Below are 25,893 nucleotides of genomic sequence, written 5' to 3' on the forward strand. Positions count from 1 at the left end.
CGTGAACTAGGATTCTAGTTTCGCAAGAAGTCTATTAATAATACTGACCCTTAGGATACAGTATACTCCTTTCTAGGAAGAATCCTTATTATCCCTATCTTTATTATAGGTCTACAGCAATTTATATTCAATTATTTATATGTGAAAGTAGTTTCAGAATTTGAACTTTAATTTTTTTATTATATATTGATTATCATTGAAAATAATGTACAAATTAATTTCTCAGATTAGAGGATATTAAGTACTAGAAAACATACAAAATACCACTCCAGAATAATGTACAAAACAAAAATAAAGTACACTCCTTAAAGAATGTACTTTATGCTTCTAATTCAGTTGTATCAATTGTTTAGCTCATGTTAAGTCAATTGTACATAAACTTATAGTTTTAGCTATACAATTCTAAAAAACGTCTAGATTCGCTAAGTGAATTATTGATCATTAATTTATTGACTTAAAAAATTTCTAAAGCTTCTACAGTTTATTAGAATAAAATATAAAAACTCGATACCATTATTTAGGAATCGAGTTTTGATTCATATGACTCGGTCTATCTTTTTAATTACTAATTTTAGACCAACTATATACGAGACATAATATAAGTTATGTAAACAACTAATCCTACAACAACAAATCTTTTACTTTCCCAATTTCACTTTTTGGAATAACTAGGTGAATCATATCACCGAGGTACATTCTGGTTGAACCGTTAACGGTTTGGCTCTTGCCATTATGGACTTGGGTTGTGATGAGTACGTTATGAGGTAAATTGAGTTCATGTACTTGCTTACCAGCTATTTTATCTGATACTGGAATTTCAATTAGGGTAACTTCTCCATCATCAGTTGCTGATTCAGGTAGCATTTTCTCCAGCATGGCTTCATAGACGGGTGTCCCTTTGAGCAGATCCATAACAATATAGGCAACTAGGGTCACCATCCCTAAAGGCATGAGATTGCGAATGTCACCAACCATTTCCGTCACAAGAATCATAGCTGTCAAAGGTGCTTTTGAGATAGCCCCAAAATACCCGCTCATTCCAAGAATCACAAAGATAGGGAATTGCTGCTGTGTAACGAGGCCAAGATTGACACAAATAACACCTACCAGGGCACCAAGTAAGGATCCTAAAGCTAAAATTGGCAAGAAAATACCACCTGGCAGTCCACTACCATAACTGATCATACTCCAGATAAAGCGAATAATAAAGTAAGCCAAGAGAATTTGAAAACTAAAATCCTGTTCTGTTAAGGATAAGACAACCTGATTTCCTCCACCAAGTATTTGTGGCAGGAATATTCCTACTGGAATGATAAGGAGAAAGGCTAGAATAGGATAATAGGCCTTATTCAGATGAATCTTTTGACCAATCCAATCATATACTTTTCCAACGTTAAGAACGGCTTTTTCATAGAGAAAACCTGAGAGTCCTAGAAAAATTCCCATAACCAGATAAATCCAATATTGGCTCAAGTCCATGAGAGGGATATTGTCCGGCATATCAAGTACAGGTGTTAAGCCAAAGATGAGAAGAGAAACGAAGTTTGCTACAAGACTAGCAGCCAAGGTAGAAACCCAGAAAAATCGTGAAAAATGGTGATAGACTTCTTCTACTACAAATAATAACCCCGCAATCGGTGCATTAAAGGCTGCAGCAAGTCCAGCAGCAGCTCCGCTAGCAATCAAAGAACGCTCCTCAACAGGGCTAGACTTGAGCCATTTAGCAATTCCTTTTCCTCCAGCGGCACCTAGCTGAATACTGGGACCTTCACGACCGAGCATGAGCCCACTCGCAATGGCCAAGATACCTAGAATGTATTTCTTCCAGAGGACACTCCACCAGTTGAGAGACATGAGACCTTTTAACTCCGCTTCAACTTGAGGAATACCAGAACCTTTGATATCTTTTTCTGAACGTGTTAATTTGGCACTAAGTAAGCAAATGAGGATATAAAACAATAAAATGATCAATAGATTCCGTATCAGATTCTCTTGGTCTTGATAAAATCCTTGAACGATATGAAAGCCTTTTTCAATCAAAAATCGAAATGATCCTACAATAAGTCCTACGACTAATCCAACAATAATACCTCGCCCTACTTGAGCTAAGATCGTACTGGACGCGAAGGCAAATTCTTTCTTGGAACTAAGTATTTGCGACTGTTCCTCCATAATTCTCTCCTTTAATTATCTTTTACTAGTTTCTGAAACGATCGTTTTAATCGGTTCAAAACTGGTGCGATGAATAGGTGTGACACCGTGCTTTTCAATTCCTTCTAGATGCTTAGCAGTTCCATAGCCAGCATTTTGAGCAAAATCATAGCCTGGAAATTCTTGGTCATAGTTAGCCATGATCTTATCTCTGGTAACTTTAGCTATAATCGATGCTGCTGCAATAGATAAGGAGTTGGCATCTCCTTTGATGATGGATGTCTGAGAAATCGGCAAGTCCAACTTCATAGCATCAATCAAGAGGTGCTCTGGTTGAGGCTCAAGCTGATAAATAGCTTCTTTCATGGCTAGTTTCGTCGCTTCGTAGATATTGACTTGATCAATGACTTGATTGTCCATAATCCCAATACCGATTGCTAGGGAATTATCTTTGACAGCCTGAAAAATCTCCTCGTGTTTTTTCTTAGGAATCTTCTTACTGTCATTTAAGCCTTTAATCTTACAATTTTGGGGAAGAATGACTGCTGCAGCAACAACAGGTCCAGCTAAAGGACCACGTCCAACTTCATCTACACCTGCAATTAAGCTAATCCCTTGTGCATAAAGCTCTTTTTCGTAAGCTAACATGCCTTCTAAGCGCAGATTTTCATCAATTTCAGCTTGAAGGGCTTTTTTCCGCTTTTGAATTTCTTTTTGGACACCTGAACGAGAATCTTTTTCGAATTCCTTAAACAAGGGACTTTCAAGTTCAGTTATCTTTGCTAATTCTTCTTTTATTTCTTTAATCGTTGCCATTGAGGTCTTCCAATGTATCTAATGTATAGTTACCTAGTTTTCCATCACGAACTTCTTTGACGAAGAGATTGTAAAAGCGATCATAATCATCACGGAAACCAAGGATACGAGTCATGTCCATGATAATTTCAGGAGCTTCATCGTCCAGATTCATTTGTTTAAAACGTTCTTGAAGCTTATCAGGGTAATGTGTTTTAAAGTAATTAAGCCCGAAGATCGTCACTTCATCCATTGGAAGCAATTGATCCTTGATCGCTCCGGTAAGAGCAAGTTTAAGGGCGACAGTTTCATCTTCAAATTTTGGCCAGAGAATCCCTGGAGTATCTAAGATTTCTAGATCCTTATTCGTCTTAAGCCATTGTTGGCCCTTGGTGACACCTGGTTTATTACCAACAACAGCAATTTTCTTACCAGCTAAACGGTTCATAAGAGTAGATTTCCCAGCATTTGGAATACCGATAATCATGGTACGCAAGGTTTCAATTTGGATACCACGTTCTCTTTGACGAGCAATCTTATCTGCCATAAGTTTCTTAGCAGCATCGGTCACGACTTTTACTGTTATTTGTTCTTTAGAATTGATTGCCAGTGTTTGAATGCCTTGTGATTCAAAGTGCTGACGCCATTCTTTCGTTTGAACTGGGTCTGCCAGATCTGCCTTGTTTAAAATCAGGAGCCTTGGTTTATCTCCTACAATTTTAGTCAGCATTGGATTTTGACTAGACAAGGGCAAACGTGCATCTACTAAAACTGTCACAAAATCAACAAATTTTAAATTTTCCTGGACCTGACGACGCGCCTTGGACATATGTCCAGGAAACCATTGAATAGTTGCCATTCTGTAAAATTCCTTTCTTTTATTGGATTTGTATCTATTCTTTCATATTTAAAAATTAAATAGATATCCTTTTTCTAAAAATAAATCACTATCTTTTATTATAACATGATTTCTCATATTTGACGCTTGATTCAATGCCGATTGTAAAATGTTTTCTAAGTCAATCAGTCACAAATTAAATTCCTCATTGTCTAAAACAATTGAAAAATAATAGTGTTCACCATGATCTTTAACATAGTTGCTGATATATTTTTCTGTTTGAAAAATGGATTTACTGCTATCAATGGTTGGATCTTGTTTCTCGTAATACCAATGATCATAAGTATGTTTCAATTGGCCATTCTTGTAGCAAAAAACATCCCCACCTAGTATAATTTGATTATTGGCTTTGAGATTATCAAGTAAGTCTGGGATTGCTGAATAATCATAAGCGTATGCATCAATCCCTGAGTCACGTAATTCAATTCCTCTTTTATTTGTATTCTCAAAATTCTGCTTCATAAAGTTCATTTCTCAAGTTTCTCTTGATAAGCAAAATCGATAACCACTTTGCAGTCGTTATCGATTTTAATGATTCTTAATCTTTTTCACCTAGCTGACTGTTGATTCTCATCATGATACTTGCAATTTTTTCTCCCCAGTATGGATCCGATGCATAAAGAACATTCATCCCTGACGCTTTATTTCCAAGGTATGTTCTGCCATTATCGATGTAATTTTCGCGGATCCACTTGGCTGCACCTAAGATACCCTTATCAACATCGTCAAAGCTTTTTGCTGAATCATATGGTGTTGTATCATAGGCTGCAATGCCGAAGAAGTTATTCTTATCCTTGGCAATTTTACTGCGTCCCCATGAACTTTCTATGGCACTATGGGCGATTAGATAGAGAGCGTTGATCTGATAACGTTCTTCAGCTTCTTTAAAGATTGCTCCCTTACCTGCCAGACGACTTCCTTTGATATTCATAAGAGAATAGACTTTATCTAATTCTTCAGCTGTGTAATTGGTTGGTTTTCTTAAATCTCTAAATAAGAAAGGATTTTCAACTGTAAAGTTTTCAAAGTTCATGCCATCAGCTGAATAGTATTTTTTACCAATTGCCATTGATGAACTATGAGGTGCTACACGAATACTTGCGTAAGGTGATAACTCATGGTAAAGATAATTACCATCCGTAGTATAGTGAGGAATGAAGTCACTATCTGAGCTGACTGCTACTAGATCACTCTTGTTCATATACCCTGAAAGGCCAGAAATTTTAACTGGAAGGCGACTGTCTTTGGCTTCAGTTCCATCAATCGATACAATACTTCCTTGCGAAATATAACTGAGCTTTTTACCAGAAGCGCTATATACATTTGCTGTAATAGGTTTTACTTTATAGTATGCTGCCGTATCAGAAATCCATTTTCCGTTACTTTGGAAAGTATAGTCTTTTCCATTAATGGTAAAGTTACCAGTTACATAAGCTCCGTCTTCTTTTAAGTAAAACCAAGCATTATAGTCCTTATCGAAAATCCATTCATTTTTGGCCATATAACCAAAAGATTTGAGATAGTAAGAACCTACCCATTGAGTTTCAGCATAGATGCCGTCCGACTTGAGGTAGAACCAGCTCTTGTATTTTTCATCGAAAATCCATTCACTTTTAGCCATAGCTCCACTATCTTTTAGATAGTATTTCTCTTTCCATTGGCTACTTAACATGGCGCCATCCTTATTAAAATAGTACCATGAACCACTGATTTTCTCCCACTTGTCGCGAATAATTTTTCCTGATGCTGTAGCATAATACCACTTATCTTCGAGTTTTATCCAGGCATTTTCTGCCATAGCACCACTACTTTTGAGAAGATAATCATTATAAATAGTATTGCTTAACATTGTGCCAGATTCATCAAATCGGTACCAAACACCAGCTATCTTTTTCCAAGTATTACGAGTAACTTTCCCGTTCTCAGTGGCATAATACCATTGGTTGTCAATTTTTACCCAAGAAGATTCTGCCATAGCACCGCTATTATTCAATAGATAATCATTAAAGATAGTGCTACTAAGCATGATACCATCTTGATTGAAATAGTACCAAACACCAGCTATTTTTTTCCAATTCGAAACTGGTTGATTATTCTCATAATAACGCCATTGGTTATTTTCTTTTTGCCAACCTTCTTTGTTGACTACCTCTACTACTGTTTCTTTTGAAGGTTGTTCTTTGGTCTCTGGAGTTTGAGAAGTTGCTTTTTCAGCTTCGCTTTGATTTTTCTTTTCATTGCTTACTGTATTCGTAGCAATCTTTTCTGATGATTGAACATTATTGGTAGCTTGAGAATCCTCGGCATAGACGGTCGTTTTTGCAAAACCTGCCATAGAGAGGGCAACTGTACTTGCCAGCAATATTTTTTTCATTCTTTTCTCCTTACAAATACCTAAATAGTGGATTTGATGTTTCTATATATTGTGTAAAAAACAGTAATTATCCACTATATTATACAATATTCTGTTAAATATAAAAGTAGTATCTTTCAGAAGAAAAGAACTTGTAATATTTTTAAAATATTTTAGAAATAAAAGTCAATAAAAAGTAGTCGAACATCAGCTGAACGACTACTTTTTTATAACATTATGCCTGACCATAGACTTCTTTGCGATTTGTTTTGGTTGCTTTAGTAGAATTCTTCCAAAGGTTTGGATTGATGAAAATAGTAATGATTGCTAGTATTGCAAAACCGATCCCAACATACCAGTAGGGTGTATCCAAGGTTGTAGAGCGTCCTGAAAGATTGACAATTCCTCGGAAAAGTGTACCCGCTGTAATAATCGCTACTGCCGAATTCCATAGATTTAGACTAATACGAGAGAAATGAGGGAGAACCTTGAGAAAGATTGCTAGTAGAATCCCCCCTACAAGAGGTGCTGCAAATAAATAGTGCATATGAACAGAAGTTTCTCCAAAACTAAAAGCTTCATAAATTCTAGAAAATGCAAAGAAGAAAATAGTGATTAGTGTATAAGAAATGACTGTTTTTTTAAACCGTTTTTTGCCAAAATTAGTAACCGATGTAGACAATGTCACTCACCGCCCTTTCTGAAATTTTGTTTCCACCAGTCGTTGGTTTATTGATAACCTGACCGTTGAAATAAAGTGTAGATGATCCACCGCCATCAAGATTGTAGGCAGTCTTTGCACCATAAGATTTCATGACTTCAGCTAGCTGATAAAGAGAGAGACCTTCACTTTCTGATGTACGTCCATCTGAAACAACGATGATATAGTGGTTTTCATCGATCATACCAATAGCTGTACGAGGATTTGAAGCCATTGCTTGTCCTACTTCTGTATTGGTATCAACTGCAATTTCACCATTTTCGACCAAAGCTGGTCCAAAAGCCAAGAGATTGACGACACCGTCATTTACTAGTTGCTCAGCTGAGATCTGATCTTCGTAAATAACCTTGAAAGAGCCGTCTTTATAAATAGCTAAGTCGCCATTACTAGAATCTTCACGAACAGTATCACGATAGACAACGCCATTACGGATAACATAACCTGTAGAGTTAGCACCATAGTAGTCCCCGTTTACTGCTAAAATGGCATTGTTGTCAGCTGCGGTTACAGAGGTTTTTGCAGTTACATTAGTTCCATAAGCATTTTGAGCAAAGGCAGTTTTCAGATAATCTGATGAGCTCAGAGTAATATCAGCAACGTAAACTTGTGTATTATTGACCGTCGTTTCAGACAAATTGACGGAAATATTGTCATCTTTATAACTAGAGTCAGTGACAGTAGCTGTCTTAGCAGCTTGACTTGCTGCTGCAGCATTGGAACTTGTGCTAGTTGTGGCAACTGTCGAGATCGTTTCAGCGAGGACAAAGGTCTTTAGCATGGAGTAACTAAAGGATCCTGTCAAGAGTAGGCCAAGAACTGAGGCGTAAGCATAGCGTTTCTTTAAAAATTTCATAATACAGTTGATGTCCTTTCCTTAAAGATGAATTTCTTCTGCACTGTCCAAGAGACAGCGAAGAGAAGGATGCCGACGATAACTTTGGCAATCAGAAGGTTGATTCCAAAGACTGTAAAGAAGAGACGAATCAGTAGCGTGTCTAAGACAAAGAGTCCGACTGCTAGACCAAAGTACCCCATACCTGTTTTTACAAGGCTATCGTCATTTTTAAAGACTAGTTTTTTATTTGTAGAATAGTTGAAAATAGAGCTAGTTACACGAGCGACTCCGTTTGCTAGAAAAATTCGTAGACTCGTAGGAACTGTCGGCAAAATCAAAATTGCTAGGGCGTAAACGACATAGTCTACAACAAAGCTACTGAGAGATGATAAGGCAAATTTAAAGATATTTTTATAAATCATGAGTCCGTCTTGGATTGGGCGGAAGTGTGAAGCCTCATTGTCATTAATATAGACAGTTTCAATAGGAACTTCTAAAATCTCGTATTCTTTCGTTGCTTCGAGCAACATGTTCATTTCATATTCGTAACGTTGGCCTTCAATCTTAAGCATAAACGGTATCAAGTTTGTAGTAAAAGCACGAAGACCTGTCTGCGTATCTGTTACTCCTACTCCTGTTTGAAGCTTAAAGAGAGCTTTGGTTAAGCTGTTACCAAAACGGCTACGAAGGGGAACTTTTCCAGAAAAGGCACGTACACCCAAGATTAGCTTGTTTGGATTTTCGGAAGCTTTATTAGCCGTGCGGAAAATATCCCATACCTTGTGCTGTCCATCCGCATCTGCTGTGACAACCGTACCATAAATGTTTTGTTCTTGGATATAAGTAAAGGCTGTTTTTAGAGCCTGCCCTTTACCTTGGTTCACTTGGTGACGAATGACAGTAGCAAATTGTTTTGCTTTATCAAAGATTTTTTGGCACTTTGATGAACTGCCGTCGTCTATGACTAAGATATGAAAATCACTCTTTTCGTGAATTTTTTCGATAAGTTTGATAAGTTTATTATCTGGTTGATAAGCTGGAATGACTATGTAGTTCATATCGATACCTCTTTCTTTGATGATGGTATAACTATACAGAACATCGCTTAAAGATACCTTATATCAGTTTTCTTTAAGATTCGGTTTAAAAAACTTTAAGCTTAATAAAGGACTTATCAATTAATGAAAAATATATTTTGAATTTTCAGATAAAAATAAATATACAAAAATCCCCAAACAGTAACTGTATTTGAGGATGAATCTTATCACAAAACGAGAGTACTTAATCTATCTTCTCTCTTAATCTTTCAACAAAGAGATAGGCTGCTGGACAAGTTAAGGTATTTTTAATAGTAAGATTATTGATTTGGTAAATCTTCTTACGGTCAGTATGTGGAAATTCACGACAGGCTTTGGGACGGACGTCGTAGATTGAACAAAGATTATCGCCTCCTAAGAAGGGACAAGGCATTGACTTAAAGACTTTATCACCGTCTTCATCTACTTGCAAAAACTCAGCTTCAAAGGCTGGCAATTTCATTTTAAAGTATTTTGCGATACGTGTGATATCTGCTTCTTTGAAGTCTGGACCAAGACTCTTGCAACAGTTAGCGCAGGCTGTACAATCAATTTCAGTAAAAACTTCTTGATGGATTTCAAGGGCAATTTTATCCAAATTTTTAGGTGCTTTCTTTTTCAGATTTCCTAAAAACTTCCGATGCTCTTTTTGTTTTTGCAAGGCTAGTTGGTGATAATATTCGATATCGATTTCTTTTGACATAGTTTCTTTCTATTTTTTTAATGTTGATACAAATACTTTAAGTTTATACATAAAATAAATTATGTATAATTGCTTTAAGACATAATTTTAATAAACATGAGTCTATCCATTCAGGACGAAAACTACCGCTATACTATCATTCTTTCTAAAAAAGGTTTGATGCAGTTGGTTAAAATGCCTTCTATCCAAGATTTTTGTGCGGACGATAGATTCTCCGCATCTAAACATTCCTTTAGAAAATCACGTACCTGATCAGGTGCTATTTCAAATTCAAAAGCCTTCATTTTGTAGAAAAAGTCAAACAAAGTGTTAGAGAGATAGTCAGTTGAAAATGGAATTTCTCCAGTTTTTCGATACATGATTAGAAGTCGGGAAAAGCGAGCTTTTTCTTCGGGTATATCCTTAAAATAAGAGTTAAGCAACCAGACTTGCTTTTGTTTTCTTTCAAGAGGATCTTGACTAGCAATGCGTTGATCCTTTTCGAGTTCTCTTTGGTACTGTTTTGATTTTAAAGAACGTTCTGCACGATTTTTACCGAAGAGAATCTTTTCCCACTGGCGCTCTTCTAGTGTCAGTGTTTCGCTCAGTCCAAAGTAATCTTGATAAGCACGTTCAGCTGGTCCCATTGCTAGAACTAGATTATCCGCATATTGTTTTGCAATCTTGTCTCGCTTCTTTCGTTCCTTTTCAGCTTTGATGCGAAGTTCTTGCTCATAGTCAATTTTTTCTTTTCCTAGTTTAACTAGATAGAGTTGATCGTCAGATTTTCCAAGTAGAAAGGGTTTGATAAATTTCTCAAGGACTTCTTCCATACGAGCTTTCTTCAAAGGCTCTGCCTTAGTCCAACTTCCACCTTGAAATACCTCCAAAAAGAGTTGATAATCCTTTTCTGGTGAGAATTGATTACCTCGATTTGACTTAAAAGCTCCCTTTTCCCATAGCCAGTTGATCAGTCGCTCATCAAAATCTGTTTTATTAACTCGAATGGCTTCTTTTTTCTGGGCCTTTCTTGTTAGATTTTCAAGCTTTCTGAGAAGTTTTTCCTCCTCTTCTAGCTGTTGATCTAGGCTAATTCTTTGGAAATGACGCACACAGTCACTCCCAATGGGAAAGAGACGTTTGCCAGTAACTCCGTTAAAAAGTTCATAAGCATACTTAATAGCATTACCGCAGACACAATTGCTTCGACCGATTCCATTAAAAATCAAGGAAACTTCACTCCATTCTTTGGTAGCTTGTTCCCAAGTATCGGCTTTAGATGCCTCTAAAACTGCATCATATAAGTTTTTTCTAACAGGAATGGACATGAGGTCTCCTTTCTTTTTAGAGTTTAACGACTTCTACTTGGTCTTTACCAAGTAGAATCAAATATTTCTCAACTGTTTCTATCTGATAAGAGCGAGATAGAGCCTCTGCATAGAGATCTAATTGTCCTCGATAGCGTTCAACAAGCTGACTAGCATGCTCATAACGGTCTGTCTTGTAGTCAAAGAGAGCAATCTTATCATTGTAGAGGAGATACCCATCTAAGATTCCACGGACAACAAAGTTTTCTTGACTTTTCTCGTCTCTTTTTAACATTGAGAAAGGCTGTTCTCGATAGAGTTTATCTTGATTTGCAAGAATCTCTTGACCTAGAGCTGTATCAAAGAAGGACAAAATTTTTCCTAGATTGATTTTGGATTTGACATCCGAACTTACTTGAACTTGCTCCAGAGCTTCTGTCAAGATTTCCAATGTAGGTTTTTTATCGAGATTGATTCGTTGCATGAGTTCATGGGTAGCACTGCCAATTTCAGCGCCAGTAACTTTCTTAGTTTTAGAGAAATCAGGAAGCTTGAATTGAACAGTGCTTTCTTTTAGTTGACTTTGACCAGCCACTACTACGCCTTCCATATCCATGACGGGTTCATAGAATTTTTTAATCTGACTTGGCGTTTGAACACTTGGAAGATTAATTGCTGCTCGGTGGACTTGATTATAGACTTCCACTTCTTTCAGCATTTCTAAAGCTTCCTTAATGGTATCAGATTGACGGTTATCTGCTTGGGATTGATCTTGAAGCTGGCTTTTATTTTCCAAGACTCCGATTACTTCCTTGGTTAAGTCTTCTTCACCCTCAAAACGTACAGTGAAGTGCAAATCCTCTTTCGTAAATGCTTGGTAAATGGCCCAAATCCAATCTTGGAAATTAGTAGCATCTAGTCTAGTTTCTCGAGTCAAAAGACCTTTTCCATTTGTCGGATATTCTTTAGACTCCAACTTTTCTCGTGATCCCTTTCCAACTAGATAGAGTTTTTCCTCAGCTCGCGTCATGGCTACATAAAGCAGACGCATGAGTTCAGAATAACTTGCTAATTGTAGCTCTTCCTCATTTTGAGTATAAGTCAAGCTTGGAATCGATAACTTAATCGTAGATGGAACATATTCCTCTTTGGCATTTGTAGCTACTCTAGCAATATACTTAAGCCCAAGGCCATTTTTACGACTTAGGATAACTTCAGACATGGAATCTTGCTTGTTAAATTGCTGATCAATATTAAGGATAAAGACATATGGGAACTCAAGCCCCTTACTCTTATGAATACTCATAAGCTCCACGGCATCCTTAGGTGGTGCCACAGCGACATTGGCAATATCATGCTGAGCTTCCAAGACTTGATCAATCATAGTTATGAAACGTGATAAGCCTTTAAAATTACTCTTTTCAAACTGATCGGCTCTTAGGGCAAGGGCGTAGAGATTTGCCTGTCTGGCCTGTCCATTTGGCAAAGCACCAACATAATCATAGTAGAAACGTTCGCTATAGATTTTCCAAACGAGGTCATAAAGCGAATGAGTTTTTGAGAACAAACGCCAAGCATCAATAGTTTCCATGAACAAGTCTAACTTTTTAAGTAATTCAGACTTGATTAAATCCTTATGGAGGCTAGTTTGTGCTTGAGCATTGACTAGTTTCTCATAAAAGTTTTCTTGAACCTTATCCTCAGATTTCTGAAGGGCTAATCGAGCCAATTCATCCTCGTCAAAACTAAACATTGGAGACTTCATCAGAGCTACTAAAGCGAAATCTTGAAGAGGATTATGGATGACACGAAGAGTATCCAACATAACCTGCACTTCTAAAGATTGCAAATAATTGTTTTGAGCGCCATCAGTTTTAACTGGTATCCCATATTCCGACAAAGCAAGTAAAACCTGGTCATTGCGACTTCTGCTGGCAGTCAAGAGAGCAATGTCCTTGAAAGGAATACCTTTATCATTATGAAGATGCAATATCTCCTTTATGACCATCCGCATTTCGCCAGTCAGTTTGTTGGTTGTAAGATTTTCTTCGTCATCAGTATCGCCATCTTCATTCTTATCATACAAGAGGACTTCTGCTGTATTTTCTGGATTTGATTTTAAATCAGTATTTCCGAAAACAAGTTGATGCATACCATCATAAGTAATCTCTCCAACTTCCTCGTCCATAAGATGTTTAAAGACGTCATTAGTAGCATTAAGAACTTCTGAACTACTACGGAAATTTTCTTTAAGCAGAATTAACTGAGCTTCTTTGCCATCTTGAGCAAAGCTATGAAATTTTTCATTGAAAATCTGTGGGTCTGCTTGTCTGAAACGATAAATGGACTGCTTAATATCTCCTACCATAAAACGATTATGACCGTTTGAGAGGAGTTCCAGCATTCTTTCCTGGATGTGGTTGGTATCTTGGTACTCATCGACCATGACTTCGTGGAAGCGTTCCTGGTATTCTCGACGAACCTGAGGGTAGTTTTCCAAAATATCAATCGTATAGTGGCTAATATCCGCAAATTCAAAGGCGTTTTCTTCACGTTTACGTTGTCGATAAGCTACAACAAAATCTCTCATGAAAACTTGGAAAGTCTTAGCCAAGTCCCAAGACTCTTGATGATATTCTTCCTGGAATTTCAATAAAGTAATTTGGTCATTTAATGCGTTCAGCTTTTCAAACTTGTCTTTTCTCTCTTGGTTGTACGCTTCTTTTAGAGCTTGGAGTTCAGCCTTGCGACTAGCATTTGTAAGAGCACGGCCACCCTTATCCTTAGAAATACTTACAACTCGCTCTAGAACTTCTTGATATTGATTAAAAGTTGATTCGTTGGTTAAAGCTCCAATTTCATCAAGAACTTGTTGGACAGATTCTAAGTAGGCTGCTTTTCCAAATTCCTTGGCATCATTCTCTAAATGGTAACGGAAGAAACTTTCTAAATCCCAAAGTTTTTCTTTTATAGCATCTGCGAGTTTTTCTTTGGAAACTGTAAAATCAGCCTCTTCAAAGCCTTTTAGAAAGGAATTTTCTAGCCAAGCCTGAGGATTACTTGTAGATTGCAAAAAGTCATAAATCATGTAGACCTGTTTACGCAATCCACGCGCATCCTTGCTTCTACCTGCAAAGTTCTTGACCAGCTGACTAAACTGTTCTTGTTCTTTACCTTGGTAGTGTTTTTCAAAAACCTGCCGAAAAACTTCGTTTTTTAAGAGGAGTTGCTCACTTTCATTCTGAAGAATGCGGAAGTTTGGTGCAAGGTCGAGAAGATAGCCATGTTTGGTTAGGAACTTCTGAGTAAAAGAGTCCATGGTCCCGATCGCAGCGTTTGGTAAATCAGCTAATTGTCTGCCGAGGTGTTTTTTTAGTTCCACATCTTTCGTTTCTTGGATTTGTTGGCTGATTTTCTTTTCCAAGCGTTCTTTTAACTCGGTTGCTGCCTTTACCGTAAAGGTTGAGATAAAGAGTTGGCGAATCTCAACACCACGCGCTAGTTGGTCAAGAATTCGTTCAGCTATGACAAAGGTTTTCCCTGAGCCAGCTGAAGCTGAAACAAGAATGTTTTGACCAGAACTATAGATAGCTTGAATTTGCTCAGCTGTTTTCTTGGGTTTCTTGTTAGACTGAGCTTCTGCTACTTGCAAGGCTTCAATCTCTTCTTGGGATAAAAATTTCATCGCTCCAACTCCTCTCTGATTTTATTAAACCATGCTTCCTTGGCATTGCTCTTAGCAACCTTATCTAACAATCTAGCCTGACCTAGATGGTAATTGGCTTCAAAACCTGTAATAGCTTGATATTGTTGAACATATGGGGCAATACTTCTGCCGTCTTCTGTATAGGGATTGATAGCAAATCTACCAGATAAAATCTTCTCTGCTGCTTTCTTATAGATAAGGGCGTTATAGTCCAGCAATAACTGGAATTCCTCATCAGACAACTGATAGGTCTTGTTCTTATTGTAAAGTTCCCCAAGGTTCTTTATCTCTTTTTCGAGAAATAGCCCTTGATATTTCATACTCTTAGTCGTTTCTGCTAAAGCCTTTGAAAGAGTTTTAACAGTTTGTAAGGACTGAACTGGCTCAGCCATCTCTAAATACATAGCACCAAAGAAGTCGGTATTTCCTTCTTTCTTAAGAGCAGCTAGATAGGTTGGTAATTGTGAATTAAGGCCGTTATAAAAGAGAGGGAAGTTAAACTGAGTTAGAGAGGATTTGTAATCAACAACACCAATAGCATCACTTGTCTTTAAGCGATCTATACGGTCGACTTTACCACGGACATAGACATTTCTGCCGTTTTCTAACTGAACAAAAGCTTGTTCCTTACCACCAAAGACTGCTTCTTCCTGAATTGTTTCAATTTCAGAATTGTGACGAAGAATGTGCCCAGTTGCACGAGCAACATCCAAAAGAACTTCCTTGATTAATTGGGCTTCCAAACTTTCTTGATAAATCGCTTGAAATTCTCGCTCTTGACTGGTTTCAGAGATTGCTTGCTCTAAACGTCGATCAAAGGATTCATCGCTCGGCATTTTCAATGCCCGCTCAAAAATACGATGCAAGAAATTCCCGTGACTTCTTGCATCCGGTTTAAGACGCAATTCTTCCTGCAACCCTAAGACATAACGAAGGTAATAGCTATATTCATTACGATAAAACTCTGTTAATCCAGAAGTTGATAGATAGAAATCCTGACCTTGAGGATACAAGGCATCTAAAGTATCTGCTGCTAAAGTCTTACTTCGTGGACTTGTAGGCAGAACTGGATTATCCAGACCTTTACCCTCCAACTTTTTACCCATAACACGGGCTAAAACTTTGACAAAGGTTAAGTCTTGCTCACTTGTTTCCATCTCACCTTGCTGGTGATAAGCAACAAGACTAGACAAAAGACTGTGATAAGAACCAATATCATCCTTTGATAGGTTTTTTCGATCGATTCTCTTTTCAATCTTGCTAAAACCAAAATCCTGCAATTCTTTCAGATAAACTGACTCTTTACTCTCATTTTCATTGAGTAAACTTGGTGCTGATAATACCAATTCCTTCCTAGCAGAATTGACCAAAGAAAGCATGGTATAGCGATTCTTCTTGAGATTCTCTTGACTTGCAATCAGTAATTGTGAACCTTCTTGAGTTGCTTGGTTTAGCACTTCTCTTTCTTCATCGCTCAAAAGACTAGTATTTTGGCTAATTTTTGGTAAGTGATCTTGAGTTAAGCCAAGTGCATAGATATAATCAGATGTCAAGGGTGCAATCAAATCATAACTTTGCACCAGAACAGTATCTACTGTTGCTGGGATTGTACGGTAATTTGATAAGGACATCCCTGAATGAAGAAGTGCCAAAAAATCATCTAAAGTAACCAGAGAACCTTCAAATACCGTAGCAAATTGCTCCATTACGTGGCAAAATGCTTTCCAGACCTCCTCTTGTCTTTCTTGTTCTGCCGCTTCCATTGTTTCAGATAAGATTTGCAGTTGCTTAGTCACAAAGGAATCCTTCAAAAAGTTGTTCCACTTTGTAAGAATATTTTCAGTCTTTTGCTTACGACTGGTTAATAAAGTTTCTAATGGATCTAGAACACGAACACGAAGCTTATTTAATTTTTCTAAATCAAATTTTCCATGATGATTTTTTGTAAATTCTTGTTTAAAGTTAGAAAGACCATCAATACCTAAATAGCGGATATATTGTTCAAAGCTATCGATTTCCTCTTGAGTAAGGTCGGTATACAATCCAGTGCGTAGGAGATTAATCAAATCTTCCTGACGGAAATTGTATCGTTTGAGACGTCCCACGGATTCTACAAATTGAGTCAAAGGATGATGAGCCATAGACTCACTTTTACCCAGATAGAAAGGGATCTGATATTGATTAAAAATTGTCTGCAAGGACAGTTTATAAGACTCTACGTCTCCTAATAAGATACGAAAATTTTTGTAGCTTAGTTCTGGATTTTGGTGCAATTTCTGGCGAATACTACGAGCAACTAGCTCCAGCTCTTCTTTTTGTGTCAGACAAGACCAGATTTGCAAGTCCTTTCTATCTTCGTCATTCACGTCTAAGCTGATTTTAGAAAAATCATAGGCACTTTCGAGAAGTTTTGACGCTTTAGCAAAGGCATCTTGTTTTTCATGTTCTTGACATGCATCTTCTGCCTTGGTCTGATATTTAAAAGCTAAATGACGTAAAAACTCAACACTGGCTTGGTAGAGGTTCCCTTCACTAAAAGGGCTATTATAGGCTTTCTTAGTCGCATATACGCCTATAATAATCTCAACACCCTTACGATGAAGCAAATCCACTAGGTGCTCCTCTTCTGCAGAAAAACGGGTAAAACCATCAATGATTAGAGCAATCTTACTAAAATCACTACTTACCTTGTTTTCTTCGATAGCATCAATCAGATAGGATAATGAACTTCCTTGTGAAACTTGACCTTGATTTAAATAAGCTGTTATCTTTTCAAAAATCAAGAGTAAATCAGAGCGTTTATCAGCATCTGTCAAACTTTCCAAGTCCAAAAAACTCATCTTTGCAGTTGAAATTTCATGATAAATCTCAATCAGTTGCTGGATGAACTGCGAATCTTGCTTAATAGCTCCGTAAACACGTAAATCCTTCGGATCAATCTCGGACAGACATTTGTAGAAAGCCATACCAAGACCGATATCATCGAGACTTGACCTCTCAGGAATATCATTTAAAACCAGATAACGAGCCATTTGGGCGAAGCGCGTGACTGTAATAGCAAAAGAAGCCTGCTGACTCAAGCACTCCAGCACGGCACGTTCCTTTTCAAAAGAAAGAGAGTTAGGAGCGATATAAAAGACTCGTTTGCCTTGGGCTACCAGTCCTTGAGCCTCCTTGGTTAGGATTTCTGTCAAAGAAGTCCGAATATCGGTATAAAGTAGTTTCATCTCTGCCTCATTTGTTTTTGTCATTACCTTTTATTATATCATTTTTTAAGTCAAAACAGATTGATATAAAGCCCTAATTTTAACCTGTCCCATATCAAAAAAGTCGGAATAAAATCCGACCTTTTATAGTTATTAACTACCAGAAAACAAGAGTACCCATAATTCCCAAAATGCAGTAATGTTGATCATGATATGAAGTAAAATAGGGTAATAGAGAGAATGAGTTTTTCGGTAGAGGAATGCTAAAATTGCTCCTCCACTTGCATAGGTGAAAAAGGCGAGTGGTGTTAAACCTGAACTGACATGCACATAGCCAAAGACACAGGCTGATAGCAAAACATCTCCATACCATGGTGAATCTTTCAGAAATGTATTCATCAGAACTCCTCGATATACCAATTCTTCTGTAATTGGTCCTAGAAGACAAACAATAAGTAAAAGATAAGGTAACTCTTGTCGCCCTGTCATCTCAATCAATTCATTTAAAGCGATTTGATTGGACGTTGCTGGGGTTAAAAAGGAGAACACAATACCTGAAAGATAACTGACTCCATAAGCAAGAATCAAATAAACTGGATATCTCCATTTCCACTTCAACTCAAGAATTTTCCTACCTTCGAATACTAGTAAATAAAGAATAGCTATAAAAGTAACGCTGAGCTCTAAAAAAGCAAGAATCATGAAATACTCTCGACTAGCAACTACAAACCTAGCTGAAAAGTGATTAAAAATCCACCAAAACCATGTCTTCCTATAAACGATTACTAATAAAGGCTAGTAAAATCTGTACTGCTCTTCTTTTCATGATAAGACCTCTGCTTTTTCTTCATTATCTCTATAATCTCAACTGCATTGCAAGTTTAGTATAGCATATATTTGCCAATTATCTTCTTCAAATCTTAAATTGTCATCCAAACCTCCTAAATTGACATAGTAATCCTTATTTCCTCCAAAATATGCTATAATATAGGTAAAAGACGAGAAAAGGAAATACTATGATTAAACTACTTGCTCTAGATATGGATGGAACTCTACTTAACGAAGCCAAGGAAATCCCTCAGGCTCATATTGACGCCATTCATAAGGCTATCGAAAAAGGTGTCAAACTGGTTCTCTGTACAGGTCGTCCCCTCTTTGGAGTTCTTCCTTACTACAAGAAACTCGGTCTTGATTTACAAAATGAATACGTCATCGTCAACAATGGATGTTCTACCCACCAAACTAGTGATTGGGGACTGGTTGACTGGCGAGAACTTAGCAAATCAGACATTGAATACCTGAATGACCTTGCTGAAAAGAGTGATGTTCAATTAACTCTCTTTGATGAAGAGCACTACTTCGTTCTTGGAGGTAAACCAAATCCTATCGTTCAATATGATGCTACACTTGTTTTCTCTGACCTGACTGAAATCTCACTGGAAGAAGCTACTAGCGGGAAGTATCGAATGTTCCAAGGTATGTTCTTAGGTACAAAGGAAGAAACAGATGACTTTGAACAACGTTTCTCTGAAGAGCTTTGTCAAAGATTTAGCGGTGTTCGTTCTCAACCAGTGATCTACGAAGCCATGCCACTTGGCACAACCAAAGCTTCTGCTCTTTCTCGTTTGGCTAAGATTTTGGATATTCAACCTTCTGAAATCATGGCAATGGGTGATGCCAATAACGACATTGAGATGCTAGAGTTTGCAGGGCTTGGGATTGCCATGGGAAATGCTAGCGACTATGTCAAATCTATTGCGGATGCTGTAACTTCTAGCAATGAAGAAGACGGTGTTGCACGCGCTATTGAGAAATATATTTTATAGAAAATAAGCCCAGTCAACTAGCGTTTCTAGCCAACTGGGCTTTTTATTTTTTAGAAACTTAAAAACTTTAGAAACACTTTAGAAATGCTTGACGATTCTTTGATATCTATGCTTTATACTAGAGTTATAAAAATAAAACATCTTAAAGATTAAAGGAGAAAACTATGAAAAAAGTCCTCGAAATCCATAGCTTGTCCAAACAATTTGGCAAACAACCTATTCTACAAGATCTTAGTATCTCAGTTAAAGAAGGAGATATCTATGGACTTATCGGAAAAAATGGTGCTGGTAAAACAACTCTGATTAAAATCATTACCCAATTATTATCTGCTGACCATGGAACTATTTCCCTCTTTTCTAGTCAAGGGTATAAGGAGTGCACGAAAGCCCTATCTCGAGTAGGTTCAGTCATTGAATCCCCAGTAGCACACAATCATTTAACAGCCTATCAAAATCTAAGGTACTATTGTACTATTCGACATATCCCAAATGCCGATCAAGTCATTCAGGAAACATTAAAGTATGTGGGGTTAACAGATACAGGTAGAAAAGTTTTTCGAGATTTCTCTCTTGGAATGAAACAACGCCTAGGCATTGCGATTGCCCTACTATCAAAACCGGACTTCCTCATCCTTGATGAACCTATCAATGGACTTGACCCAATCGGTATCAAAGAGTTTCGTCAAATGATTCAACGTCTGAATCAAGAACTAGGAATAACAATTCTCATCTCTAGTCATATCTTGTCAGAACTCTACCTGGTTGCCAATCGCTTTGGAATTTTAGACCAAGGGAAAATCATTCGAGAAATCAGTAAGGCCGAATTTGAGACACTTAATGAAGACTATATCGTTCTAAAAACAATTGACAAAGAAAAAGCTAGTCAAATCTTAAAAGACAAAGTGCATCTTGAATTTAAAGTTGTTAATTCTGACAATGAGATTCATATTTTTAGTCATGAACAAGATATCAAACGCATTCTCAAAGAACTTACGCTAGCAGATGTCGCTGTGGATGAGATTTACTATGCTCGTCAAAATCTTGAAGAATACTTCACACAATTAGTAAAATAGGAGGAAGTTCATGATACATACAATTCAAGCAGACTTTTACCGTCTTTTCCGTTCCAAAGGTTTTTGGATTACAGAGATTGTTCTCTTTGCACTCATGTTAATGGGAGCTACTATCGGGGCTACAGGACATCTAATGTCAGTTGATACAACACCTCCAGAAACTGAACTTCCAAGTAAAGGCTGGGATGGTATTCAAGCCCTGATTAACGCATCTAGTCAAGGTTCAAACCTAGTTTTCCTCTGCATTATCCTTGCTTGCTTAGTTCTAGGAGTTGACCTAATCGGTAAACTCTATAAAAATAGTTTGACAGTGGGTGTTTCTCGTACAGAATTCTTCCTAGCCAAGTCTGTAGTATTAGCAAGTATCGCTCTAATGCAAATTCTTATTAGTCTGGTTATTGCTTTTGTACCAGCAACTATCCTAAACGGGGTAGGAACGATGCCAGAAGGATTTATTGGCAATCTCCTTCTAACGATTGGTCTTCAATTTCTCTGCCTTCTTGCTTGGCTTTCCATTATTTCTTTCATTCTCTATGTGACTCATTCCTATTTGGCTGTTTTCATTGGCTATTTAATCAGTTCTATCTTACTTTCAACGCCGATGCTTATCTTTCCAGATATCGAGATTTTACGCTATTTATCCTTAAATGTTGCCTATGCCATGACTGCCTCTAGTCAAGCTGTTCTATACACCATTATCGTTACAGTTACTGTTATTCTATTCTTTACCATTAGTGGACTTGCTGTTTTCAAAAAGAAAAGCTTATAAAAATGACCTCCTCTGTTCAAAAAGAGGAGGTTCCTTGTTTTAAAAGAGTATCTTAACTGTAAACCAGGCACCGTCTGTACTTAGTTGTAGTTCTGCTCCAAGGAGATGGGATAGTTCTTCAGTAATATAAAGACCTAAACCAGAGGATTCTTCTGTATCTGAGAGATTTTCAGAGTAAAATCGCTGACTGAGATTTTCAATTTTGCGAATGGGTTGTTTAACCAGATTAGCAATTTCCAAACAGATATGATTGTCCACTTCCTTCAGAGAAAATCTCGCTTCATCCTTCCCATGTTTTAAAACATTGCCAATGAGATTTTGTAACATACGGTCTAATAAATCCGAATCTGTCAGTAAATACAAACCAGATTCTACTTGAAAATCAAGGTCAATCTTTGTCGTTTGAAAAGAATCATAATAGGTTAGTAATTTTTGCGTCATAAATGTCGAGACTTCTAACTCAGATAAGTCAGGTTTAACTGCTCCCTCCATTAACCGACGATAGTCCAAAAGAGCTTCTAGACGTTTTGAAACTTGATTAAGATGATGGGCAATTTTTTTCAAACTCTCAGACTCAGGATTTTCTGTTTTAAGCAATTGCTGAGTATAGCCTGACGCAATCGTTAAAGGCGTCCGAATATCGTGGGCAATATTGCTAATAGCCATGTCTAAAGTCTGTTTTTCACGCTTCATAATCAAGCGTGACTGCTCAACTTCTTGAAAGAGATGATCGATTTGCTGGTAAAGATGTAAAAAATCCTTGGAGAACGTTGATACTCCGATTCTCTTCATACTTCCAGTCAGAATCTTATCTTCAATCTGTTGGCTCAAGTTAACGAGTGCTAGATGATAGCGAATCAACCATATCGTCAATAGGATAATGACCAGCACTAGCAAAGATAGTAAAATGTAGATCATTGCTCATCTCCTTTTAACCGAACACCAACTCCCCAGATAGTTTCAATATACTCTTGCTCTGGATCCAGTTGGCCTAATTTTTTACGGAGATTACTTAAATGAGTGTTGAGAGTATTATCGCCTGGTAAATAAGTATCCTCCCAGACCAATTCATAGAGTTCTTCTTTCGTGAAAATTTTCTTAGGATGTCCCAGTAAGGTTTGGAGAATCAAACATTCTTTCTTAGCTAGGCGAATAGTTTCCTGGCTATTTTTGATTTCAAAACTATCTGCATCAAACTGAATATTTTTTAACTGTTGAATCAACTTGTCAGGATGTTCGATTTCAGCTGATTGCTTATCACTATTTTGACGTAATTGAACCGTAACCCTAGCAAAAACTTCATCCAAATCAAAAGGCTTCGTAATATAATCATTAGCACCATCTAAGAGATATTGACTGATGAGCTTTTTATCGCTTAGGGCAGTTAGCATGATGACAGGTACTGAACTAGCTTGTCTAATGGCTTTTAAAACCTGATCGCCATTTTTTCCAGGAAGCATAATATCTAACAAGATTAGATCAATGCCGCCTTGCTCAAAACGAATCATTCCTTCAGTACCAGAAAAAGCTTGAATCACCTCATGTTCCTCAGAAAGAAGAGTTCTCAAAATTTCTTGAATCTCATTATTATCTTCAATGATAAGTATTCTAGCCATAAACACCAACCTTTCTAATAGTATTATATCATGTTTTTTTAGGAATTTTGGATAAAGAAAAAATCTCCCTCATAACTAGATACGAAGAAGAGTTTACTTTATGTTTTAGAATAAAGCTGTCAATGCGGTAATAATCCCAAAAACAATACCTGGTGCATTGGCTGCTGCCAAAGGAATATCTCGTTCTTTTTTAAAGAGTCCGTAGTATACCCAAAGACTGCAGTTAATTGCAGCTACTGCTGGTTGGATAAAGTTTCCTTTTTGACCCGCAAGGTTGTTCATAATTTGTGGAATATATGAGATATACATCATAACAGACATAAAGGTTGCAATCCAACCTAATGTTTTCATTTGTTTTTCACTCATTTTCTTCTCCTTTCAAAAACAGTCTCAATTATACACTATTTTTAAAATCGTGTGAGCAAAAAAACTTTTTGTTAAGAAAATGTAAATTATCACAATCTTGTGATAAGAGGAACAGAACCCCCCCTTGTTATTTCTATAGGGAATCTTATTCATTTAAAAAACTTACTTCTTCTCAATCGGTGCTACACTGGCTAAAAGTTTTTTGAGGCCGACATCTGGGAAATTGATTTTCAATTCCTGAGTAGCTCCACTTCCTGAAACTTCTAGAACAGTTCCTTGACCCCACTTCTTATGAAGGGCAATATCACCAATTGACCAGCTGGTTTCACTTGAAATTGATTTTGATCCAGCAGCAAATTGTCCAAAAGGTAGTCCTTTTGATTCAATGGATCTTGGTGCTGCATTGCGTTTACGATCTTGTAGAGCTTGAGCTAGACTCATGCCTTGACCAAAGGCGACACCACCACTGCTATAAGATGCTTTGAAGCTACTATTAGCTGGACGCGCCAAACCTTGATAAGTTAACAAATCTGAACTAATCTCATTGATAAAGCGTGTTGGGCGATTATAGTTCGTTCGACCAAACAGCAAGCGTGAGTTAGCATTAGTCAGATAGAGAATTTTCTCTGCGCGCGTGATACCAACATAGGCTAGACGGCGTTCCTCTTCCAATTCATCCATGTCTTCTGCTGCACGACTAAGTGGAAAGACATTTTCTTCCATCCCAATCAAGAATACAACTGGAAACTCCAGTCCCTTGGCAGCATGGAGCGTCATCAAGGTTACTTCTGATGTTTCCTGACTGCCAGAGTCTGTATCTGCAATCAAGGCAAGATCATTCAAGAATCGACTGAGTTTATCCAGTCCAGTTTCTTCTTCTTGATTATCTGGATTATCATCGAAATTCTTAGTAACAGAAAGGAACTCCTCGATATTTTCAACCCGAGCCTTGCTTTCCAAAGTCGCCTGGGCATTGAGAATATCCACGTAGCCTGTCTTTTCTAAGACTGCTTCTACTAACTCAGTAATGCTTAATTGGTCCAGTTGCTCCCGTAAATCCAGTATCATATTGGCAAAATCCCAGATCGACTGAGCTGCCTTACCTTTTATCCCTGATAACATGATGTTAGCTGAAGCATCTAGCATGGACATATTTTGTACGTTGGCAAAGTCACGAATTTTCTCTACTGTTCCAGGGCCAATGCCACGTTTAGGTTCATTGATGATGCGTTCAAAACTGATATTGTCACTCAAATTGGCAATGAGATTCAGATAAGCGATAATATCACGAATTTCCTTACGGCTGTAGAATTTTGTTCCACCTACCATGGTATAAGGAATATTGGACTTAAGCAAAGCTTCTTCAATAGTACGAGATTGGGCATTGGTACGGTAAAGAACTGCAAAGTCCTTGTGGAGGAAGTTTTGGCTTCGACCAAGTTCATCAATAGTTTTGGCTACAAAGACAGCCTCGTCTTGTTCATCATTAGCACGATAGTAGACAATCTGTTCCCCATCAGTATTTTGAGTCCAGAGATTCTTAGGACGACGATTTTTATTGTTTTTGATAACGTCATTAGCAGCTTGGAGGATGGTCTTGGTTGAGCGGTAATTTTCCTCCAACAAAACTACCTTGGCTTGAGGATAATCCTTCTCAAAGTCCAAGATATTCTGCATATCAGCACCACGCCAACCATAGATAGACTGGTCTGCATCCCCAACTACACAGATATTTTGAAAGCGTGAAGCCAGGAGTTTAACTAATTGATACTGGGCATGGTTGGTATCTTGATACTCATCAACGTGGATGTACTGGAACTTCTGCTGATAATAAGTCAAAACATCAGGATTTTGGTCAAAGAGACGCAAGGTCAACATGATTAAGTCATCAAAGTCCACCGACTCTGACTGACGAAGTTCTTTCTGATAGGCCGTATAACACTTAGCTACAATTTGCGTGTACATATCTCCTGCCTGGGCAGCATAAGCCACATCGTCAATCAGATCATTCTTAGCATTGGAAATGGTTCCCAAAATGGTGCGTTCATTCCATTTTTTAGGATCCAAGTTTAACTGTTTGAGGATGCGTTTCATGAGAGTCCGCTGCTCCCCTGGATCCACAATCGTGAAATTGCGATTGTAGCCAATATGGTCCGCATCACGACGTAGGATACGCACACACATAGAGTGGAAGGTCGCGATCAAACAATCCTGAGTAGCTGGGTTGAGCCCATAAGCACGCTCCTTCATTTCACGCGCCGCTTTATTGGTAAAGGTAATGGCCAAGATATTCCATGGGTTGACCATCTTTTCATCAATCAAGTAGGCAATACGGTGGGTCAAAACACGGGTCTTTCCAGAACCAGCCCCCGCCATGATCAGCAAAGGACCTTCAGTCGTTTGAACAGCCTCAGCTTGACGGTCATTCATCCCCTTTAATAATTCGTTCATTTTCTCTTCCTTATTCTTCAAGTCAATGTTTCTATTATATCAAAAAAGTTTGAAAATAACTT

The 25,893-nt window shown here is 37.6% G+C and carries 19 protein-coding genes and 1 pseudogene; 3 read left to right on the forward strand and 17 right to left on the reverse strand.

Translation table 11 applies throughout. The annotated features are described in order from the left end of the window. Positions 1-621: 621 nt before the first annotated feature. The 13 genes and pseudogenes from HMPREF2837_RS08570 to HMPREF2837_RS11500 form a co-directional block, all read right to left on the reverse strand. A complete protein-coding gene (locus HMPREF2837_RS08570; RefSeq protein ID WP_049548963.1) occupies positions 622-2,172 on the reverse strand; it encodes a ClC family H(+)/Cl(-) exchange transporter in 1,551 nt (516 codons plus the stop codon). Between the two features lie 15 nt (positions 2,173-2,187). Continuing rightward, positions 2,188-2,967: a ribonuclease HII gene (locus HMPREF2837_RS08575; RefSeq protein ID WP_049548962.1), complete on the reverse strand. Its 780-nt coding sequence runs from the start codon at positions 2,965-2,967 to the stop codon at positions 2,188-2,190. Continuing rightward, positions 2,954-3,805, reverse strand: a complete 852-nt coding sequence (gene ylqF / locus HMPREF2837_RS08580) for a ribosome biogenesis GTPase YlqF (RefSeq protein WP_049548961.1) — start codon at positions 3,803-3,805, stop codon at positions 2,954-2,956. The genes HMPREF2837_RS08575 and ylqF overlap by 14 nt, the downstream gene beginning before the upstream one ends. A 168-nt stretch (positions 3,806-3,973) precedes the next feature. After that, a complete protein-coding gene (imm40, locus tag HMPREF2837_RS08585) occupies positions 3,974-4,315 on the reverse strand; it encodes an Imm40 family immunity protein (protein ID WP_075230852.1) in 342 nt (113 codons plus the stop codon). Positions 4,316-4,382: 67 nt separating this feature from the next. After that, positions 4,383-6,218 (reverse strand): glucosaminidase domain-containing protein, encoded by a 1,836-nt coding sequence (locus HMPREF2837_RS08590; protein WP_049548959.1) that lies wholly within the window; start codon positions 6,216-6,218, stop codon positions 4,383-4,385. A gap of 214 nt (positions 6,219-6,432) precedes the next feature. Next, a complete protein-coding gene (locus HMPREF2837_RS08595; RefSeq protein ID WP_049548969.1) occupies positions 6,433-6,879 on the reverse strand; it encodes a hypothetical protein in 447 nt (148 codons plus the stop codon). Then, positions 6,860-7,771 (reverse strand): phosphodiester glycosidase family protein, encoded by a 912-nt coding sequence (locus HMPREF2837_RS08600; RefSeq protein ID WP_049548958.1) that lies wholly within the window; start codon positions 7,769-7,771, stop codon positions 6,860-6,862. Before HMPREF2837_RS08600 ends, HMPREF2837_RS08595 begins: the two co-directional genes overlap by 20 nt. After that, positions 7,768-8,811, reverse strand: a complete 1,044-nt coding sequence (locus HMPREF2837_RS08605; protein ID WP_049548957.1) for a bifunctional glycosyltransferase family 2/GtrA family protein — start codon at positions 8,809-8,811, stop codon at positions 7,768-7,770. Before HMPREF2837_RS08605 ends, HMPREF2837_RS08600 begins: the two co-directional genes overlap by 4 nt. A gap of 223 nt (positions 8,812-9,034) precedes the next feature. Beyond that, on the reverse strand, positions 9,035-9,532 hold the full coding sequence (locus tag HMPREF2837_RS08610) for a YkgJ family cysteine cluster protein (protein ID WP_049509707.1): 498 nt from the start codon (positions 9,530-9,532) through the stop codon (positions 9,035-9,037). Positions 9,533-9,660: 128 nt separating this feature from the next. Continuing rightward, the gene (locus HMPREF2837_RS08615) at positions 9,661-10,839 is read right to left on the reverse strand and encodes a hypothetical protein (RefSeq protein WP_049548956.1); all 1,179 of its coding nucleotides are present in this window, start codon (positions 10,837-10,839) and stop codon (positions 9,661-9,663) included. Positions 10,840-10,855: 16 nt separating this feature from the next. Next, positions 10,856-14,503 (reverse strand): helicase-exonuclease AddAB subunit AddA, encoded by a 3,648-nt coding sequence (addA, locus tag HMPREF2837_RS08620; RefSeq protein WP_075230853.1) that lies wholly within the window; start codon positions 14,501-14,503, stop codon positions 10,856-10,858. Then, positions 14,500-17,751: an ATP-dependent nuclease subunit B gene (gene rexB, locus HMPREF2837_RS08625; RefSeq protein ID WP_049548968.1), complete on the reverse strand. Its 3,252-nt coding sequence runs from the start codon at positions 17,749-17,751 to the stop codon at positions 14,500-14,502. The genes addA and rexB overlap by 4 nt, the downstream gene beginning before the upstream one ends. A gap of 132 nt (positions 17,752-17,883) precedes the next feature. Then, positions 17,884-18,556: pseudogene (locus tag HMPREF2837_RS11500) on the reverse strand (lysostaphin resistance A-like protein). Positions 18,557-18,746: 190 nt separating this feature from the next. Between HMPREF2837_RS11500 and HMPREF2837_RS08635 the strand changes: the two are divergent. The 3 genes from HMPREF2837_RS08635 (at position 18,747) to HMPREF2837_RS08645 (ending at position 21,398) form a co-directional block, all read left to right on the forward strand. Then, a complete protein-coding gene (locus HMPREF2837_RS08635) occupies positions 18,747-19,556 on the forward strand; it encodes a Cof-type HAD-IIB family hydrolase (protein ID WP_049548954.1) in 810 nt (269 codons plus the stop codon). Positions 19,557-19,720: 164 nt separating this feature from the next. After that, positions 19,721-20,629, forward strand: coding sequence for an ATP-binding cassette domain-containing protein (locus tag HMPREF2837_RS08640; RefSeq protein WP_049548953.1), 909 nt, complete (start codon positions 19,721-19,723; stop codon positions 20,627-20,629). 10 nt (positions 20,630-20,639) lie between these two features. Then, entirely contained in the window at positions 20,640-21,398 is a 759-nt protein-coding gene (locus tag HMPREF2837_RS08645) for an ABC transporter permease (RefSeq protein ID WP_049548952.1), read from the forward strand. Positions 21,399-21,437: 39 nt separating this feature from the next. Here HMPREF2837_RS08645 and HMPREF2837_RS08650 read toward each other — a convergent pair whose 3' ends face one another. The 4 genes from HMPREF2837_RS08650 to pcrA form a co-directional block, all read right to left on the reverse strand. Next, positions 21,438-22,316 carry a sensor histidine kinase gene (locus HMPREF2837_RS08650; protein ID WP_049548951.1) on the reverse strand — a complete coding sequence of 293 codons (879 nt, stop codon included), beginning with the start codon at positions 22,314-22,316 and terminating at the stop codon, positions 21,438-21,440. After that, a complete protein-coding gene (locus HMPREF2837_RS08655; RefSeq protein ID WP_049548950.1) occupies positions 22,313-23,014 on the reverse strand; it encodes a response regulator transcription factor in 702 nt (233 codons plus the stop codon). The genes HMPREF2837_RS08650 and HMPREF2837_RS08655 overlap by 4 nt, the downstream gene beginning before the upstream one ends. A 105-nt stretch (positions 23,015-23,119) precedes the next feature. After that, positions 23,120-23,380 carry a SemiSWEET family transporter gene (locus tag HMPREF2837_RS08660; RefSeq protein WP_045614887.1) on the reverse strand — a complete coding sequence of 87 codons (261 nt, stop codon included), beginning with the start codon at positions 23,378-23,380 and terminating at the stop codon, positions 23,120-23,122. 162 nt (positions 23,381-23,542) lie between these two features. Next, entirely contained in the window at positions 23,543-25,831 is a 2,289-nt protein-coding gene (pcrA, locus tag HMPREF2837_RS08665; protein ID WP_075230854.1) for a DNA helicase PcrA, read from the reverse strand. Positions 25,832-25,893: the final 62 nt, after the last annotated feature.

Source organism: Streptococcus sp. HMSC071D03 (assembly GCF_001812125.1).
Taxonomy (GTDB): domain Bacteria; phylum Bacillota; class Bacilli; order Lactobacillales; family Streptococcaceae; genus Streptococcus; species Streptococcus pseudopneumoniae_N.

What these genes read in the sequence shown, in the direction of transcription:
- HMPREF2837_RS08605 (WP_049548957.1), bottom strand. Translation starts at nt 8,811, where the DNA reads ATGAACTACATAGTCATTCCAGCTTATCAACCAGATAATAAACTTATC.
- HMPREF2837_RS08650 (WP_049548951.1), bottom strand. Translation starts at nt 22,316, where the DNA reads ATGATCTACATTTTACTATCTTTGCTAGTGCTGGTCATTATCCTATTG.
- HMPREF2837_RS08600 (WP_049548958.1), bottom strand. Translation starts at nt 7,771, where the DNA reads ATGAAATTTTTAAAGAAACGCTATGCTTACGCCTCAGTTCTTGGCCTA.
- HMPREF2837_RS08660 (WP_045614887.1), bottom strand. Translation starts at nt 23,380, where the DNA reads ATGAGTGAAAAACAAATGAAAACATTAGGTTGGATTGCAACCTTTATG.
- addA (WP_075230853.1), bottom strand. Translation starts at nt 14,503, where the DNA reads ATGAAATTTTTATCCCAAGAAGAGATTGAAGCCTTGCAAGTAGCAGAA.
- HMPREF2837_RS08590 (WP_049548959.1), bottom strand. Translation starts at nt 6,218, where the DNA reads ATGAAAAAAATATTGCTGGCAAGTACAGTTGCCCTCTCTATGGCAGGT.
- imm40 (WP_075230852.1), bottom strand. Translation starts at nt 4,315, where the DNA reads ATGAACTTTATGAAGCAGAATTTTGAGAATACAAATAAAAGAGGAATT.
- HMPREF2837_RS08610 (WP_049509707.1), bottom strand. Translation starts at nt 9,532, where the DNA reads ATGTCAAAAGAAATCGATATCGAATATTATCACCAACTAGCCTTGCAA.
- HMPREF2837_RS08640 (WP_049548953.1), top strand. Translation starts at nt 19,721, where the DNA reads ATGAAAAAAGTCCTCGAAATCCATAGCTTGTCCAAACAATTTGGCAAA.
- HMPREF2837_RS08615 (WP_049548956.1), bottom strand. Translation starts at nt 10,839, where the DNA reads ATGTCCATTCCTGTTAGAAAAAACTTATATGATGCAGTTTTAGAGGCA.
- HMPREF2837_RS08635 (WP_049548954.1), top strand. Translation starts at nt 18,747, where the DNA reads ATGATTAAACTACTTGCTCTAGATATGGATGGAACTCTACTTAACGAA.
- HMPREF2837_RS08655 (WP_049548950.1), bottom strand. Translation starts at nt 23,014, where the DNA reads ATGGCTAGAATACTTATCATTGAAGATAATAATGAGATTCAAGAAATT.
- HMPREF2837_RS08645 (WP_049548952.1), top strand. Translation starts at nt 20,640, where the DNA reads ATGATACATACAATTCAAGCAGACTTTTACCGTCTTTTCCGTTCCAAA.
- rexB (WP_049548968.1), bottom strand. Translation starts at nt 17,751, where the DNA reads ATGAAACTACTTTATACCGATATTCGGACTTCTTTGACAGAAATCCTA.
- HMPREF2837_RS08570 (WP_049548963.1), bottom strand. Translation starts at nt 2,172, where the DNA reads ATGGAGGAACAGTCGCAAATACTTAGTTCCAAGAAAGAATTTGCCTTC.
- pcrA (WP_075230854.1), bottom strand. Translation starts at nt 25,831, where the DNA reads ATGAACGAATTATTAAAGGGGATGAATGACCGTCAAGCTGAGGCTGTT.
- HMPREF2837_RS08575 (WP_049548962.1), bottom strand. Translation starts at nt 2,967, where the DNA reads ATGGCAACGATTAAAGAAATAAAAGAAGAATTAGCAAAGATAACTGAA.
- ylqF (WP_049548961.1), bottom strand. Translation starts at nt 3,805, where the DNA reads ATGGCAACTATTCAATGGTTTCCTGGACATATGTCCAAGGCGCGTCGT.